General features: G+C 71.1%; 10 protein-coding genes. 3 read left to right on the forward strand and 7 right to left on the reverse strand.

The features are described 5' to 3' along the window. Nucleotides 1–61: 61 nt before the first annotated feature. Together KBX50_RS11060 and KBX50_RS11065 are read right to left on the reverse strand one after the other, a co-directional pair. A complete protein-coding gene (locus KBX50_RS11060) occupies nucleotides 62–892 on the reverse strand; it encodes an alpha/beta hydrolase (RefSeq protein ID WP_247673513.1) in 831 nt (276 codons plus the stop codon). 194 nt (nucleotides 893–1,086) lie between these two features. Then, the gene (locus tag KBX50_RS11065; protein ID WP_210936827.1) at nucleotides 1,087–3,198 is read right to left on the reverse strand and encodes a cellulose binding domain-containing protein; all 2,112 of its coding nucleotides are present in this window, start codon (nucleotides 3,196–3,198) and stop codon (nucleotides 1,087–1,089) included. A 323-nt stretch (nucleotides 3,199–3,521) separates the two neighbouring features. Here KBX50_RS11065 and KBX50_RS11070 point away from each other — a divergent pair, with 323 nt between their 5' ends. Further along, complete coding sequence (locus KBX50_RS11070; RefSeq protein WP_210936829.1) at nucleotides 3,522–4,604, forward strand: glycoside hydrolase family 19 protein; 1,083 nt, start codon at nucleotides 3,522–3,524, stop codon at nucleotides 4,602–4,604. A 45-nt stretch (nucleotides 4,605–4,649) separates the two neighbouring features. On the opposite strand, the gene KBX50_RS11075 is transcribed toward KBX50_RS11070, so the two are convergent. The 4 genes from KBX50_RS11075 to KBX50_RS11090 all read right to left on the reverse strand — a co-directional run bounded on the left by KBX50_RS11075 (nucleotide 4,650) and on the right by KBX50_RS11090 (nucleotide 9,151). After that, complete coding sequence (locus KBX50_RS11075) at nucleotides 4,650–6,278, reverse strand: isovaleryl-CoA dehydrogenase (protein WP_210936831.1); 1,629 nt, start codon at nucleotides 6,276–6,278, stop codon at nucleotides 4,650–4,652. Continuing rightward, nucleotides 6,275–6,874, reverse strand: coding sequence for a TetR/AcrR family transcriptional regulator (locus KBX50_RS11080; protein WP_210936833.1), 600 nt, complete (start codon nucleotides 6,872–6,874; stop codon nucleotides 6,275–6,277). Before KBX50_RS11080 ends, KBX50_RS11075 begins: the two co-directional genes overlap by 4 nt. A gap of 90 nt (nucleotides 6,875–6,964) precedes the next feature. Further along, nucleotides 6,965–7,846, reverse strand: a complete 882-nt coding sequence (locus tag KBX50_RS11085; protein WP_210936835.1) for a helix-turn-helix domain-containing GNAT family N-acetyltransferase — start codon at nucleotides 7,844–7,846, stop codon at nucleotides 6,965–6,967. A 15-nt stretch (nucleotides 7,847–7,861) separates the two neighbouring features. Next, nucleotides 7,862–9,151: an MFS transporter gene (locus KBX50_RS11090; RefSeq protein ID WP_247673486.1), complete on the reverse strand. Its 1,290-nt coding sequence runs from the start codon at nucleotides 9,149–9,151 to the stop codon at nucleotides 7,862–7,864. 319 nt (nucleotides 9,152–9,470) lie between these two features. On the opposite strand from KBX50_RS11090, the gene KBX50_RS11095 reads away from it, so the two are divergent. Both KBX50_RS11095 and KBX50_RS11100 read left to right on the forward strand, forming a co-directional pair. Continuing rightward, nucleotides 9,471–12,215, forward strand: coding sequence for a beta-L-arabinofuranosidase domain-containing protein (locus KBX50_RS11095; protein WP_210936837.1), 2,745 nt, complete (start codon nucleotides 9,471–9,473; stop codon nucleotides 12,213–12,215). A 481-nt stretch (nucleotides 12,216–12,696) separates the two neighbouring features. After that, nucleotides 12,697–14,070 carry an endo-1,4-beta-xylanase gene (locus KBX50_RS11100; RefSeq protein ID WP_210936839.1) on the forward strand — a complete coding sequence of 458 codons (1,374 nt, stop codon included), beginning with the start codon at nucleotides 12,697–12,699 and terminating at the stop codon, nucleotides 14,068–14,070. A gap of 136 nt (nucleotides 14,071–14,206) precedes the next feature. On the opposite strand, the gene KBX50_RS11105 is transcribed toward KBX50_RS11100, so the two are convergent. Further along, nucleotides 14,207–15,196, reverse strand: a complete 990-nt coding sequence (locus KBX50_RS11105; protein WP_210937035.1) for a LacI family DNA-binding transcriptional regulator — start codon at nucleotides 15,194–15,196, stop codon at nucleotides 14,207–14,209. Nucleotides 15,197–15,484 lie beyond the last annotated feature (288 nt).

Genomic DNA, 15,484 nt, shown 5'->3' on the forward strand with positions numbered 1-15,484 from the left:
GGACGGAAGACCGGCGGCCAGACGGCCGGGGCGGACGCGACGCGACCGCCCCGGGCCGACCTCAGTGCGGGCAGGTGTCGCGGTACTCCTCGATCGCCAGGCCGCTCGGACCCGGGCAGAGGAACTGCTCGTACCGGGTGTCGTCGTCGACGAACCGCTTCAGCCAGGCCACCATCTGCTTCGCGGTGGGGGTGTTGACCGTGTTGGGGAAGAAGTGACCTTCGCCGTTGAGTTCGAGGTACGCCTTCTCCGCCGAAGCCGGAATGCTGTTGTAGAACGGCTCGGAGTGCGACGAGACCGAGGCCACGGTGTCGTACTCGCCGCCGACGATGAGCGTCGGCACCCGCAGGCCCGACCAGTTCTTGTCCAGATTCCACGGTGCCAGCGGCACGGCGGCCTGCAACGAGGGCCGGCTCGCCGCGGCCTCCAGGCTGCCGCCACCGCCCATCGAGTGTCCGGCCACGGCCAGCCGGCTGGCGTCGATCCGGCCGCGCACCGAACTGCGCTCGGTCAGGTAGTCCAGCGCGGCCAGCAACTGCCGGCCTCGACTGCTCGGCTGGTCGAACCGGGTGATGGTGTCGATGCCGATGACCACGAAGCCGTGCGAGGCGATCCGCGGGCCGAGCCAGTCCAGGCTCGACCAGGAGGCGGTGTAGCCGGGCGAGATGGCCACCGCGCCGAAGGTGCCCGCCGTGGTGGTCGTCGGGTAGTAGATGACGCCGCCGCCGAAGCCGCTGACCAGCGAGGAGACGCTCGTCGACGAGGTGGCGAAGGGGCCGCGGCTGGCCTCCAGGATGGCGTTTGTCGGCGCCGGTCCCCGCTCGTACGGGTTGGCGGCCTGGACCGGGGACGAGGCGGCGACGACGCCACCGGTGGCCACGACGGCGGCCATCGCCAGCCGGGCCAGCAGGGAGAGGGAACGGGGACGGGTGGTGGTGGTAGATCGCACGTCGGATACTCCCTTGGGTTGGAGTGGTATCGACTGCGATCAGTGTTTGGGGCGCCCCACCGGCCCCGCATCGGCAAAATCACCAGTCCCGGCGTCGTCGGTGGGGCGCACTGCCGCCACCGACGACGCCGGTGGCCTCACAGGACGGCGCAGAGGGCGCCGTTGAGCCGGAAGGCGGTAGGTGTCACGTTCGGCCCGCTGTACTCTCCGACAAAGCCGGCACTCGTGCCACCTCCGGCGGGTATCCGATGGTTGTCGTCGGTGCTGGTGGCCCGGACGGTGGTGTCGACCTGCTCCCAGTTCGCGCTCCAACCGCTGCCCACCCGCTGCCACGTCGTCGGCCAGGTCCAGGTCAGCGTCCAGCCGTCGATGTCGGTGTCGGCGTTGTTGACGATGTCGACGTTCGCCACGTAGCCGTTGCCCCAGTCCGTGGTGCGGGTGAAGCGGACGCCGCAGCTGCTGGTGGCCGGGCCGCCGGTGGTGAAGGTCAGCGGCGGCGACGCCCACGAGACCCGGCCCGCGGTGTCCCGGGTCAGCACGTTGACCGTGTACCTGCGCCCGGGGACGAGGTTGGCCACGGTCAGCGAGGTCCCCGAGGTCTCGCCGAGCTGCTCACTGACCGCGCCGTACTGCCGGTGCACCTCGTACTTGGCGATCGGGCTCGCGCCCCGGGTCGCCGCCGGCCAGGAGATCGTCGCGGTCCGGTCGGTGACCTCGGTGGCCGTGGGCTGCCCCGGTGCACCGGGGTGCCCGGTGGCCGGAGCGGTCGACTCCACCACGAGCGTGGTCAGCGAGTACGGCGGCAGGGTGCGACTGGTCGCGCTGCCCGACCGGCTGGTGGTGATGGCGGTGGCGCCGTTGGTGTGGGTGTGGACCGTCGGCTCCCCACTCGACGGGGCGAAGCCGGCGTAGTCGATGGTCACCTCGTGGGCGTTGTCCGGATCCCGGTTCACCAGCAGCACCGCGACCTCGCCGTTGGCCCGGCGTACCGCGTGCGCGGCGACCATCGGCTCGTCGCTGGCCGCCCGGATGAACTGATCGCCGGTGCGGGCGAAGCGGCTCATCATGGACAGCCCGTGGTACGCGGCGAAGGGGGTGTTCAACGGCGGCTCGCAGACCGATCCGTCCGAGGTGCAGGTGCCGCTGGAGAGCATGCCGAAGTCTCCGTAGTCGGTCTGCCCGGCCACTGTCGACACCTGCCCGATGCCGTTGCGCACGTTCCACCAGTGGACGGTGAACACACCGTTGGCCAACAGCCCGCTGTACGCGTCGGCGAGGAACAGCGCGGCCGGCTGGCTGGTCATGCCCTGGGAGGTGACGTTCACCTCGGTGAGGCTGATGCCGATGCGACCGGCGTCCGGGCCGGCGTACCTGGTGATCTGCTCCCGGAGCAGGTGGACGGCGTCGGTGATGTGGCTGGTCCGGGGCAGCGATTCGGCGGCGCTGCCACCCGGGTACCAGTGCACGTCGACGAAGTCGATCTTCTGGCCGGCGATGTCCAGCACGGTCTGGTTCCACGGGCCCGGATCGTCACCCGCGGTCAGCCCGTCGGGCCAGTTCGCCGGCATGGTGAGCACCGCGCCGACCTTGATGCTCGGGTCCACGGCCTTCATCGCGTCCGCGTACTCGACCACCAGGTTCGCGTAGTAGGTGGCGCTCTTGTCGGGGTGGTGGTCGGCCTCCCACGCCGATCCGTAGTGCCCGTTGCCGTAGTTCTCGTTGCCGACCGTCCAGTACCGGGCGTCGTAGCCCTTGGTCACATTGGCGTACCGGACCCACTCGGCCGCTTCCTCCGGGGTGCCGGTGCCGTAGTTCGCGATGATCATCGGCTGGGCGCCAGCCCGCCGCACACCGGCCATGAAGGTGTCGAAGTCGGTGCCGGGGGCGACGTAGCCGCCGGGCGCGGTGTGGTCCTCCCAGTGGTAGATGTCGGCGTAGGAGCCGCCGGGATAGCGCATCATCTGCACACCGGCCGCCCGCAGCAGGTCCGACGTCTCGGTGGTGCCCAGCTGCGAGTCCCAGATGGCGTGGTTGACGCCGAGCGCGGTGTCGGGCACGGTGGCCAGCCCGGCCCGGGCATTCACGGTGACCGTCGCCGACGTGCTCGCCGCCACGGCGTTCGGTTGGTCGATCCCGACCAGTGCGGCCGCGGCGAGCAGCAGGCCGACCGCGAAGAGGGAGTGCGCGCGTCGGACGGATGGTCGAGGTGGGGCCAGGTGGCGAACCCCGTGCCGGTCCGAGAGTTTCATGATCTTCCTTCGTTGGTCACGCGGAGATCCACCGGCCCCGAGCCCGACGTGCCGGACTCGGGGCCGGTGGATCGGAGACGAATCCGTCTTCGGCCGTCGTCCCCCGGAACCGTGGCGGTCCCGGTTGCCCATCGGGCGACGGTCACTCACACGCGCGACAACGCATCGGCGTCCAAGAATCCCACAGCAATCGGTCTGGCTCAACGCCCGGTTCACTGCTCGGAACTAATAGTAAGGTTTATGAACAGTCGGTGTTACCATCACAGCCGTCGATGACCGTTCCGGCTTTCGACGTACCGCTCCCCCTGGAAAGGAGTGATCGCATGTCGAGATTGCGCGCCCTGGCCGCGCTCGCGGCACTGACGCTCACCGGCGCGCTGCTGGCGGTCATCCCGTCGACCGCCGCCTCCGCCGCAGCCTGCGCCACCCCGTGGCAGTCCGCCGCGGTCTACACCTCAGGCATGCAGGTCTCCCACAACGGCCGCAACTACCAGGCGAAGTGGTGGACGCAGAGCGAGGCCCCGCCCGGCACCACCGGAGTCTGGCAGGACCTCGGCGCCTGCGGCGGCAGCACCCCGCCACCCCCGGGCGGCACCTGCAACCATCCGAACTGGATCGCCGGCACCTGGTACCCGGCCGGCAGCATCGTGCGGTACACCAACGGCCAGTACTACATCGCCGAGCACGACAATCCCGGCTACGACCCGATCATCAGCACCTGGTACTGGAACCCGTACACCTGCTCGGGCACGCCGCCCACCAGCAGCCCGCCGCCGACCAACCCGGGTGGCTTCGTGGTCAGCGAGGCCCAGTTCCGTCAGATGTTCCCGAACCGGAACTCCTTCTACACGTACTCCGGGCTGATCAACGCGCTGAGCGCCTACCCGGCGTTCGCGCGCACCGGTAGTGCCACCGTGCAGCGGCAGGAGGCGGCGGCCTTCCTGGCGAACGTCTACCACGAGACCGGCGGCCTGGTGCACATCGTGGAGCAGAACACCGCCAACTACCCGCACTACTGCGACAGCGGCCAGCCGTACGGCTGCCCGGCCGGCCAGGCCGCCTACTACGGGCGGGGGCCGATCCAACTGAGCTGGAACTTCAACTACAACGCGGCCGGCGCCGCCCTCGGACTGCCGCTGCTGACCAACCCGTGGCTGGTGCAGAACGACGCCGCCGTGGCCTGGAAGACCGCCATCTGGTACTGGATGACGCAGCACGGGCCCGGCACGATGACCGCGCACACCGCGATGGTCACCGGGGCCGGCTTCGGGCAGACCATCCGCAGCATCAACGGCTCGATCGAGTGCAACGGCGGCAACCCCGCCCAGGTGCAGAGTCGGGTCACCCGGTACCAGCAGTTCGTGGGCATCCTCGGGGTGCCCGCCGGAGCGAACCTCTACTGCTGATCCCCGGCTCCGGCGTCGCCGACCACCGCGGCGGCGCCGGACCGGTCAGCCCACCTTCGGGGTGGCCCGGTCGATGATCGCGGCGAAGTCGACGCCGGCCGGCAACGTGCCGTAGGCATGCCCCCGGTCGCCGCCGAGCCGGGACGCGCAGAAGGCGTCGGCGACCGCCGGGTGGCCGTGACGCACCAACAGCGCCCCCTGCAACACCAGCGCCAGCTGTTCGACCACCCGGCGGGCACGTACCTCCAGATCGGCCGGATCGGCCAGGGCCGCCCGCACCTGGCGGACCGCGGCGTCGAGCCGGGCGTCGGCGCCCGCGGCGGCGTCCACCTCCGACTCGAACGCCGCCATCACCTCGGGCTGGCCGGCCAGCGCCCGCAGCACGTCCAGCGCGGCGACGTTCCCCGAGCCCTCCCAGATGGAGTTCAGCGGCGATTCGCGGAACAGCCGCGGCATCCCGGACTCCTCCACGTAGCCGTTGCCGCCCAGGCACTCCAGGGCCTCCGCGGCGTGACCGGGCCACCGCTTGCAGACCCAGTACTTGCCCACCGCGAGGGCGATCCGCTTGAACGCCGTCTCGGCCGCGTCACCACGTGCCGACCGGTCGGTCGCCCCGGCCAGGCGCATCATCAACACCGTGGCGGCCTCGGACTCCACCGCCAGGTCGGCCAGGACGTTACGCATCAGGGGCTGATCCACGAGGTACCGACCGAACGCCCGCCGGTGGGCGGCGTGATGGGTGGCGGTGACGACCCCGTGACGCATGCCGGAGGCCGCACCGATCACGCAGTCCAGCCGGGTCAGGTTCACCATGTCGATGATGGTGCGGACGCCCCGGCCCTCGTCGCCGACCCGCCAGGCCACCGCCTCGTCGTACTCCACCTCGCTGGAGGCGTTGGAGCGGTTGCCGAGCTTGTCCTTCAGCCGCATCAACCGCATCGGGTTCCGGGTGCCGTCAGGCAGCACCCGCGGGACCAGGAAGCAGGTGAGCCCGCCCGGCGCCTGGGCGAGGGTGAGGAAGAGGTCGCACATCGGCGCCGAGGTGAACCACTTGTGCCCGACCAGCCGGTAGCTGCCGTCGGGCGTCGGGCGGGCCGTGGTGGCGTTCGCCCGCACGTCCGACCCGCCCTGCTTCTCGGTCATCGACATGCCCGCGAGCAGCCCTTGCTTGCCCTGCGGTGCCCGCAGCCCGAAGTCGTAACTGCGGGCGGTGAGCAGCGGTTCGTAGCGAGCGGCCAGGTCGGGGGCGTGCCGCAACGCGGGCACCGCCGCGTACGTCATCGAGATCGGGCAACCGTGGCCGGCGTCGGGTCGCCAAACGTGGAACTTCGCGGCCCGGGCGACATGCGCGCCGGGTTGCTCGTCGGCCCAGGGAGCGGCGTGCAGGCCGTGCGCCACGGCGGTACGCATCAACTCGTGCCAGGAGGGGTGGAACTCCACCTCGTCGACCCGGTGTCCGTACCGGTCGTGGGTACGCAGCACCGGCGGATGTTCGTTGGCCAGCCGGCCGTGCTCGACCGCTTGTTCGGTGCCGGCCAACCGGCCGAGTTCGTGCACCTCGGCCGCGGCCCAGTCGGCCCCCTCCCGGGCCAGCGCGTCGAGCAGCGCGGGCTCGTCCGCCGTGTCGTGGCCGACCAGCGGCGGCACCTGATTGAACACCTCGTGTGTGCTCACGACGGGACTCCCAACGCGCGGTGGATGAAGGCGATCAGGCCGCCGACGGTGTCCGGGCCGGCGACACCGGCGGCCAACGGGCCCACCATCGCCTCAGCCAGCGCGCCGACCACGGCGGTGGAGGTCAGCTCGGGATTCTGCGCCGGCAGTTCACCGCTGGCCACCCCGTCGGCGATGTAGCCGGCCAGCAGCGCCGCGTGGGCCCGCCGGAATACCAGCCGCTGCGCCTCCACCGCAGGATCGACCGGCTCGGCGAGCAGCGCGTACGCCAGCCGTGGCGACCGTAGGGCCCGGCCGGCGAAGGTTTCGATGACCGCGCGGACCCGCGCTCCGGCCGTGCTCTCGGCCGCGGCGGCCCGGATGACGGCGTCGATCTCGCGCTGGCTGGCGGAGCGGAACACCTCGGCGAAGAGGTCGGCCTTGGCGGGAAAGTGACGGTACACGCTGCCGGTCGCCACCCCGGCCCGCGCGGCGACGGCCGCGACCGAGCAGCCGGCATAGCCGTGTTCGGCCAGGATGCCGATCGCGGCGGCCACGATGCGCTCCCGCGAGGCGGTCAGCCGCGCCTTCACCCGCTCCGTGCTCCGGTACGCCACCAAAGGATTGGACCATCATTCATTTCTTGCCGGCAAGCACCCGCCCGGCGACCGGCACCGCCGCCCGGCACGGCCCGCGCCGGGTGCGTCTCAGGGCAGCGGCTTGGCGAACCAGTGGTGGGCGTACGGGTTGTCGTTGTAGCGCGGGATCTCCTGGTAACCCTCGGCGCGGTAGAGCCGCATCGCCTCGGTGAGAGTGCGGTTGGTGTCGAGGCGGATGCTGGCCGCGCCGGCCGCCACGGCGTGCCGCTCCAACTCGCCCAGCAGGCGACGCCCGACGCCGAGCCCGCGCACCGAGGCCGACACCCAGAGGCGCTTGATCTCGGCGGGCTCGCCCGGGGACAGCCGCAGCCCACCACAGCCCACCGCCTCGGTCGAGAGGGTGGCGACCAGGAAAAGACCGGCCGGAGGCACGTATTCCTGCTCGTCGGTGCCGCCCTGACCCATTTCGAAACCGGAGTCGAACCGGGCGGCGAGTTCCCGTGCGTACGCCCGCAGGCAGGCGCGGGCACGCGGCTCACCGGGATGGCAGGGTTCGATGGTCACCAGCGACGCCATCAACAGGCGCTCGACCTCGGCCATGGCGCAGGTGAGCTGGGCGCGTTGGCCGGCGGTGAGCGGCGCGAGGACCGACCAGGCCAGCTCGTCGGACCTACCGTCCAGCAGGTGCCACTCGGCGCGGCCGGCGTCGGTGAGGCGGACGGTCCGCACCCGACCGTCTCCCCCAGCGGGTCCCACCACGACGAGGCCCGCGCCCTCCAACGTCCGCAGCAGCCGGCTGAGGTAGCCGGCGTCGAGATCCAGCCGGGTCCGCAGGGCCGCGACCTCGGCACCGTCGGGGCCGATCTCCCAGAGCAGCCGCGATTGCGCCAGGGGCCGATCCCGGGCGAGATAGCCGTCGTCAAGCGCGCCGACACGCTGGGTCACCGTGCGGTTGAAGCGCCGCACCACGTCCACAAGTGCACGATCCACGATTGCTGACTTTAGTCAGAGATTTGGTTGACGAACAGTCGCCGGGGCCGATGAGCGGCGCAGGGCCGGCGCGGCCAGGGCCGCCAGCCCGGTCACGGCGAGTACGCCCGCGCAGCCGAGCAGCACCGCCGGGACGTCCACGATCTCGACGACGAGGCCGAACGCGTTGGCCGTCACCAGCAACGGCAGGCTCTGCGCCAACACCAGCACGGACTGCACCCGAGCCAGGTGGGTGAGCGGCGTGGCGGCCAGGACCAGTGGAGCGACGTGCGTGGCGAAGCAGCCGCTGCCGACACCGACGAGCACACCGGCCAGGACGGCCGGCAGCGGAGCGCGGGCGACCGCGAGCGCGACCACGCCAGCGGCGGCGACCAGCAGGCCGATGCCGGCCACCGCCGCGGGACGGGAGGACCCGCCGCGCAGCAGGACCCCCACCGCGACGGCGGCGGTGCCCAGTGCCATCGCCGCGACGACCGCGCCGGTGGCCGACGCCGACCAGTCGCGCTGCCGGGCCAGCAGGGGCACCAGCAGCGTGCCGACCGGCAGGAGGAACCCGGCCGCGACGCCGGTCACCAGCAGCGCCACCCGCAGCACCGGCACCGACCAGGCAAGGCGCAGCCCGTCCAACGCGGCCGACATCGTCGACCGCCCGCGAGCCACCCCGGCGTCCAGCGACGGTACGTGGCCCTGCCCGGTGTTCGGCGGTCGCTCGGCGGCGGGCCGGACGACCAGCAGGACCGCGAGCATCGCCAGGAAGGTGGCGGTGTTGGCCAGAGCTGCCCCGGCGAGCCCGGCCATCCCGAGCAGCACGCCACCCAGCGGCGGGCCGGTGAACATCGCGAACTGCCCGACGAGTTGCCGGGCCGACATCGCGCGGGCCAGCACCTCCGGCGGTACCAGCCGCCGTGGCATCGAGCCCGAACTCGGCAGCTGAAAGGCGTCCACGGTGCCGATCGCCAGCGCGGCGACCAGCAGCGGCAGCCGCAGGTCGAGCGGCGACCACGTGACGGCGGCCAACGCCACGGTGACCGCCACCATCGCCGCATTCGAGGCGAGCAGGACGAGCCAGGCACCGAACCGGTCGGCCACCGCACCGCCCACCAACAGCAGCAGCACCCGGGGCAGCACGATCGCGGTCGGCACCAGGGCCGCGATCCGAGCCCCCTGCCCGGCCGCCGACCAGGCCATCGCGAACGCCATCGCCTGTACGCCGACCAGACTCAGCGCGCTACCGCCCAACCACACCCGGTACGCACCTGGCATCGTCGCCCGGCCACCACCTGCCACCACCAGCACCCCTGCCATCGCCGATCGCCCGACCGGTCTCGGTGAGGACGCCGGCCGGCTGCCCTCGGCACCCTCCGGCCTCGACCGGGTCGAGGGTCAATCCCGGTCACCCCCGCAGCCCCGTCATCAGCGTCTTGCGGTCGCCATATAGAGCCGCGTATGTTAGCGATAACATTGATGGGCTTGGCGCAGCCGCCACCGCAGCAAGACGTGCCGGGTCCGATCGTTGCGCGCCGCGCGCCGCGCATCGACGTCATCGCACCACTCCTCGCCGCCCGGTCGGCCACCACTCCCGCCGGGTCGGGCGGCGCTCCCCCATGCCACCACGGAGGTCGTGATGCCCTACCCGTCCCTCAACCGTCGACACGTGCTCCGGGCCGCCGGCGCGGCCGCCGTCGCCGCCGCCGTCGGCCCCGCACTGGCCAACGGCACCGCCAGTGCGGGGCTTCCCCCGGCGCGTCCCGACCTCGGCGTCTCCGCGTACGCCTTCGAGCCGGGCCAGGTGCGGTTGACCGCCAGCCGCTGGCTGGACAACCAGAACCGCACGGTCAACTACCTGCGCTTCGTCGACGTCAACCGGCTGCTCTACAACTTCCGCGCCAACCACCGGCTGTCCACCGCCGGTGCGGCGGCCCTGGGCGGCTGGGAGGCCCCCAACTTCCCGTTCCGCACCCACTCGCAGGGGCACTTCCTGAGCGCCTGGTCGTACCTGTGGGCCGTGCTCGGCGACACCACCTGCCGGGACAAGGCCAACTACATGGTGGCCGAGTTGGCCAAGTGCCAGGCCAACAACGGCGCCGCGGGCTTCAACACCGGCTACCTGAGCGGCTTTCCCGAGTCCGACTTCACCGCCGTGGAGAACCGCACGCTCAACAACGGCAACGTGCCGTACTACGCCATCCACAAGACCCTGGCCGGGCTGCTCGACGTGTGGCGGTACATCGGCAACAACCAGGCCCGCGACGTCCTACTGGCGTTCGCCGGCTGGGTGGATTGGCGCACCAGCCGACTGAGCTCGGCGCAGATGCAGGCGATGCTGGGCACCGAGTTCGGCGGGATGAATGCCGTGCTGACCGATCTGTACCAGCAGACCGGTGACGCCCGCTGGCTGACTGCCGCCCAGCGGTTCGACCACAACGCCGTGTTCAACCCCCTGGCGGCCAACTCCGACCAGCTCAACGGGCTGCACGCCAACACCCAGGTACCGAAGTGGATCGGCGCGGCCCGCGAGTTCAAGGCCACCGGCACCACCCGGTACCGGGACATCGCCAGCAACGCGTGGAACATGACGGTCAACGCCCACACCTATGTGATCGGCGGCAACAGCCAGGCCGAACACTTCCGGGCGCCGAACGCCATCGCCGGTTACCTGCGCAACGACACCTGCGAGGCGTGCAACACGTACAACATGCTCAAGCTGACCCGGGAGCTGTGGCTGCTGGACCCGAACCGGGTCGCGTACTTCGACTTCTACGAGCGGGCACTGCTCAACCACCTGATCGGAGCGCAGAATCCGGCCGACAACCACGGCCACATCACGTACTTCACCCCGCTGAATCCCGGCGGGCGGCGAGGCGTCGGACCGGCGTGGGGCGGCGGCACCTGGAGCACCGACTACAACTCCTTCTGGTGCTGCCAGGGCTCGCAACTGGAAACCAACACCACGCTGATGAACTCGATCTACTTCCACAACGACACCACGCTCACGGTGAACCTGTTCCTGCCCTCGGTGCTGACCTGGTCGCAGCGCGGCATCACGGTCACCCAGAGCACCACCTACCCGGTCAGCGACACCACGACCCTCACCGTGACCGGCGACGTCGGCGGGTCGTGGACGATGCGGATCCGCATCCCGGCCTGGACGCAGGGCGCGACGGTCAGCGTCAACGGCGCCGCGCAGGACATCACCACCACACCGGGCACGTACGCCACCCTCACCCGATCCTGGACCTCGGGCGACACGGTGACCGTACGGCTACCGATGCGCGTGATCGTGCAGCCGGCCAACGACGATCCGAACGTGGTGGCACTGACCTACGGGCCCGCGGTGCTCTCCGGCAACTACGGCAACACCGCGCTCTCCGCCCTGCCCGCCCTGGCCACCACCTCGGTCAACCGGACCAGCACCTCGGCGTTGGCCTTCACCGCCACCGCCAACGGCGCCACGGTCAACCTGGGCCCGTTCTACGACGCGCACGGGCACAACTACACCGTCTACTGGAACGCCAACGGCCAGTCCCCGGGCACCGGGACGGCGACGTTCCGGCTCGCCAACGCCGCCAGCGGCCTGGTGCTCGGTATCGAGAACATGTCCACCGCCGACGGGGCGCCGGCGTTGCAGTGGGGCGACAACGGCACCGCCGACCATGACTGGCAGCTGGTCGTCGACGGCAACGCGGTGAAGTTCCGCAACGCCAACAGCGCCAAGGTGCTCGGGGTGCAGAACATGTCGAGCGCCGACAACGCCCAGGTCCTGCAATGGTCCGACACCGGCACGGCCGACCACCGGTGGACGATCGTGGACGTCGGCGACGGGTCACACAAGATCCGTAACGGGCACACCGGCAAGCTGCTCGCCACCCTCAACGGGTCCACCGCGCAGGGCGCCCGGGTCGTCCAGGATCCGGACAACGGCACGCCGGACAACCAGTGGCGGTTCGTGCCCAACGGTGCCCGCCGGATCCAGAACCTGGCCACCGGTCTCGTGCTGGGCGTGCAGAACATGTCCACCGCTGACGGCGGCCTGGTGATCCAGTGGGGCGACACCGGCACCGCCGACCACCTCTGGACCGCGATCGTGGACAGTGGCGGCTACCTGCGGCTGCGCAACTCCCACAGCGGCAAGGTCCTCGGCGTGGAGAACGGCAGCAGCGGCAACGGCGCCCGGGTGGTGCAGTGGGCCGACAACGGGGCGGCCAGCAACCGGTGGCGGTTGCGGTACGCCGCGAACGGCTACTTCCGGATCCAGTCCGCAAACGGCGGGCGGGTCCTCGGCGTCACCGGCGCCTCGTCCAGCCAGGGCACCCAGATCGTGATCTGGGACGACAACGGCGCGGGCGACCACCGCTGGCGTTTCATCTGAGCCTGACAGCTGTCACCAAGGCCGCCGGACGCGATCTACCACGGGTCGTCTCCGGCGGCCTCGGCCGTCGCTCCGAACCGCCATCACATCCACCGTCATCGCTTGAGCATGTTATCGATAACATGCTAGCTTCGGGGCAGGGAGCCACGGGCACGCTCCCGTTCAGGTCACCGGCCACCGGGCCGAGGCGGCCACCCGGCCGACCCCCGCCTGGCGGCCTGTCCGGGCCGGCATCCGCGAGACGCCGCGCGCCGTCATTCCGCGCGGAAGGGCACGCCTCGACGGCACCGATCGTCGCGTCACCTCGAAACGGCCGCTATCATCGGCGACCGCCACATCCCGACCAACCGCGCAACCCGTGCGATCCGCGCTCGGGTCGCCTCGCCATGCCCGGATCCACACCTCCGCGCCGGAAGGCGGCCGTCGCAGGCGGATCCGCGGTGGCATCCCGAACCACCACCACCATCGAAAGGGCACGTCGATGAAACCCAGAACCACCGGAGGCAGGGTCGTGGGCATCCGACCGCGTACCGTGCTGATGTCCGTCGCGGCCGGTGCCGCGCTACTCGTCTCCACCGCGCTTGTCGCGCCATCCGCGCACGCCGCCGCCAGCACCCTCGGCGCGGCGGCGGCGCAGAGCGGTCGCTACTTCGGCGCCGCCACCAACTCGTTCCAGCTCTCCAACTCCGCCTACGCCACGATCCTCAATCGTGAGTTCAACTCGATCGTGGCCGAGAACGAGATGAAGTGGTACGCCAACGAGCCCCAGCAGAACTCCTTCAGCTTCAGCGCGGGTGACCGGCTCGTCGCGCACGCCCGGGCCAATGGGATGTCCGTCCGTGGCCACACCCTGCTCTGGCACGCGCAACAGCCCGGCTGGGCGCAGAACCTGTCCGGCACCGCGCTGCGTAACGCGGCGATCAACCACGTCACGCGGGTAGCCACCCACTACCGGGGGCAGATCCACTCCTGGGACGTGGTGAACGAGGCGTTCGCCGACGGCGGCAGCGGTGCCCGGCGCGACTCGAACCTGCAACGCACCGGCAACGACTGGATCGAGGCCGCCTTCCGGGCCGCCCGCGCGGCCGACCCCGGCGCCAAGCTCTGCTACAACGACTACAACACCGACGGCATCAACGCGAAGTCGACAGGCATCTACAACATGGTGCGCGACTTCAAGCAACGCGGCGTCCCCATCGACTGCGTCGGCTTCCAGTCCCACCTCGGCACCACCCTCGCCAGCGACTACCAGGCCAACCTGCAACGCTTCGCCGACCTCGGCGTCGACGTGCAGATCACCGAGCTGGACGTCGCCCAGGGCGCCAACCAGGCGAGCATCTACGAGCGGGTGACCCGGGCCTGTCTGGCCGTGACGCGCTGCACCGGGATCACGGTCTGGGGTGTCTGGGACGCCGCCTCCTGGCGAGACGACAACCCGCTGCTGTTCGACGGCAACGGGAACAAGAAGCCCGCGTACACCTCGGTGCTCAACGCGCTGAACAGCGTCAGCGGGCCGAACCCGACCACCGCGCCGCCGACCACCACCGCACCCCCGCCGGGCGGCGGCGCCTGCTCGGCCTCGGTGTCGCTGAACTCCTGGAACGGCGGCTTCGTGGCCACCGTACGGGTCACCGCCGGCGGCGCCGCGATCCGGGGCTGGACCGTGCGGATCACGCTGCCCGGCGGCGCAGCGGTCACCGGCACCTGGAACGCACAGGCCAACGGCAGCACCGGGACGGTGAGCTTCGGCAACGTCAGCTACAACGGTCAGGTCGGCGCGGGCGGTAGCACCGAGTTCGGCTTCCAGGGCACCGGCGTCGGCCCCTCCGGCACCCCCACCTGCACCGCAGCCTGACCCACCCCCACCCGTGCCCCGGCCCGGGTAGGAATCGCGGTTGATCAAGAAGTTTTGGTCGCGTCCAGCGCGAAGGCCGACCAAAACTTCTTGATCAACCCATCGGAGGGTTAAGGGGGGTGGGCGGGGGGTGGGGTCAGCGGCGGGGTGGGGGGGCTACGCTTCGGCGGGCGACCAGGGTCGGGGCGATGGTCCGGCGCAGGGCACCACCGCTCACCGACTCGATCTGGGTGAGCAGCATCTCCAGGCTCGCCCGGGCCACCGCGCCGAAATCCGGTCGCACGGTGGTCAGCGGCGGAATGAAGTAGGCGGCCTCCGGCACGTCGTCGAAGCCGACCACGCTGATGTCGTCCGGCACCCGCCGGCCGTGCTCGTGCAGGGCGCGCAGCACCCCGAGGGCCAGGTGGTCGTTGGCGGTGAAGACCGCGGTGACGTCAGGCATCCGGGCCAGCATCTGCCCGCACCGGTAGCCGGCCGCCGCAGACCAGTCCGCTGGCACCAGTGGCGGGATCTCCGCGCCGGCCGAGGTCAGCGCCGCCCGCCAGCCCTCGATCCGGCCGGCGCTGTCGAACCAGTCCGACGGACCGGAGACGTGCCAGACCGTACGATGGCCGGCGTCGAGCAGGTGCTGGGTGGCGGCCCGGGCACCGGCCGCCTGATCCACCGTCACCAGCGGCATCGGTCGATGCGGATCCCCGTCAACGGTCACCAGCGGCACGTCCTTCGGCAGGCGCTCCAACGCCTCGCCGGCCGACTCCACCGGCGCGATCACCACGATGCCGGCGACCCGGTGCGCCAGATGCCGCTCCACCACCGCCGAGATCGACCGATGATCGAGGTCACGCACGCTGCCCACACTTACCGCGAAACCGGACTCGGCGGCCGTCTGCTCCAGCGCGGCCAACAGCGAGGCCGGACCGTAGAGAGTGGTGTTCTGCGCGACCACCCCGATCACCTGCGAACGGCCGGTGACCAGCGCGCGGGCCGCCCGGTTCGGCCGGTAGCCGAGTTCGGCGATGGCCGCCTGGACGCGCAGTCGGGTCTGCTCGCGTACGTTCGGGTGCCCGTTGAGCACCCGCGAGACCGTCTGATGGGAAACACCGGCGAGGCGGGCCACGTCCGTCATCGCAGGATCGCGTACGGCCATCTCACACTCCCCGCAATCCAGTCGCTCGCCGCAGCCCGTCGGCGATGACTGGCACGGCTCAGGTACAAAGATCCCCTCGCGCGGTGCCCACGCCGGCCCGTGCCGTCCGGGTGGAGAGCGCTAGATCACGCACAGTCTAGCGCCAGTAGCCGCCCCGGTGGCCGCCGGGCCGTCCGCGTACGCCACACAGCATCCTTCATCGCTGTCTGTTAGCGGTCACACCCGGATTCCACTCCGTTCGGTTCGACGCAGATCTGTTGCTCCGCG

Source organism: Micromonospora sp. C51 (assembly GCF_018070435.1).
GTDB classification, from domain to species: domain Bacteria; phylum Actinomycetota; class Actinomycetes; order Mycobacteriales; family Micromonosporaceae; genus Micromonospora; species Micromonospora sediminimaris.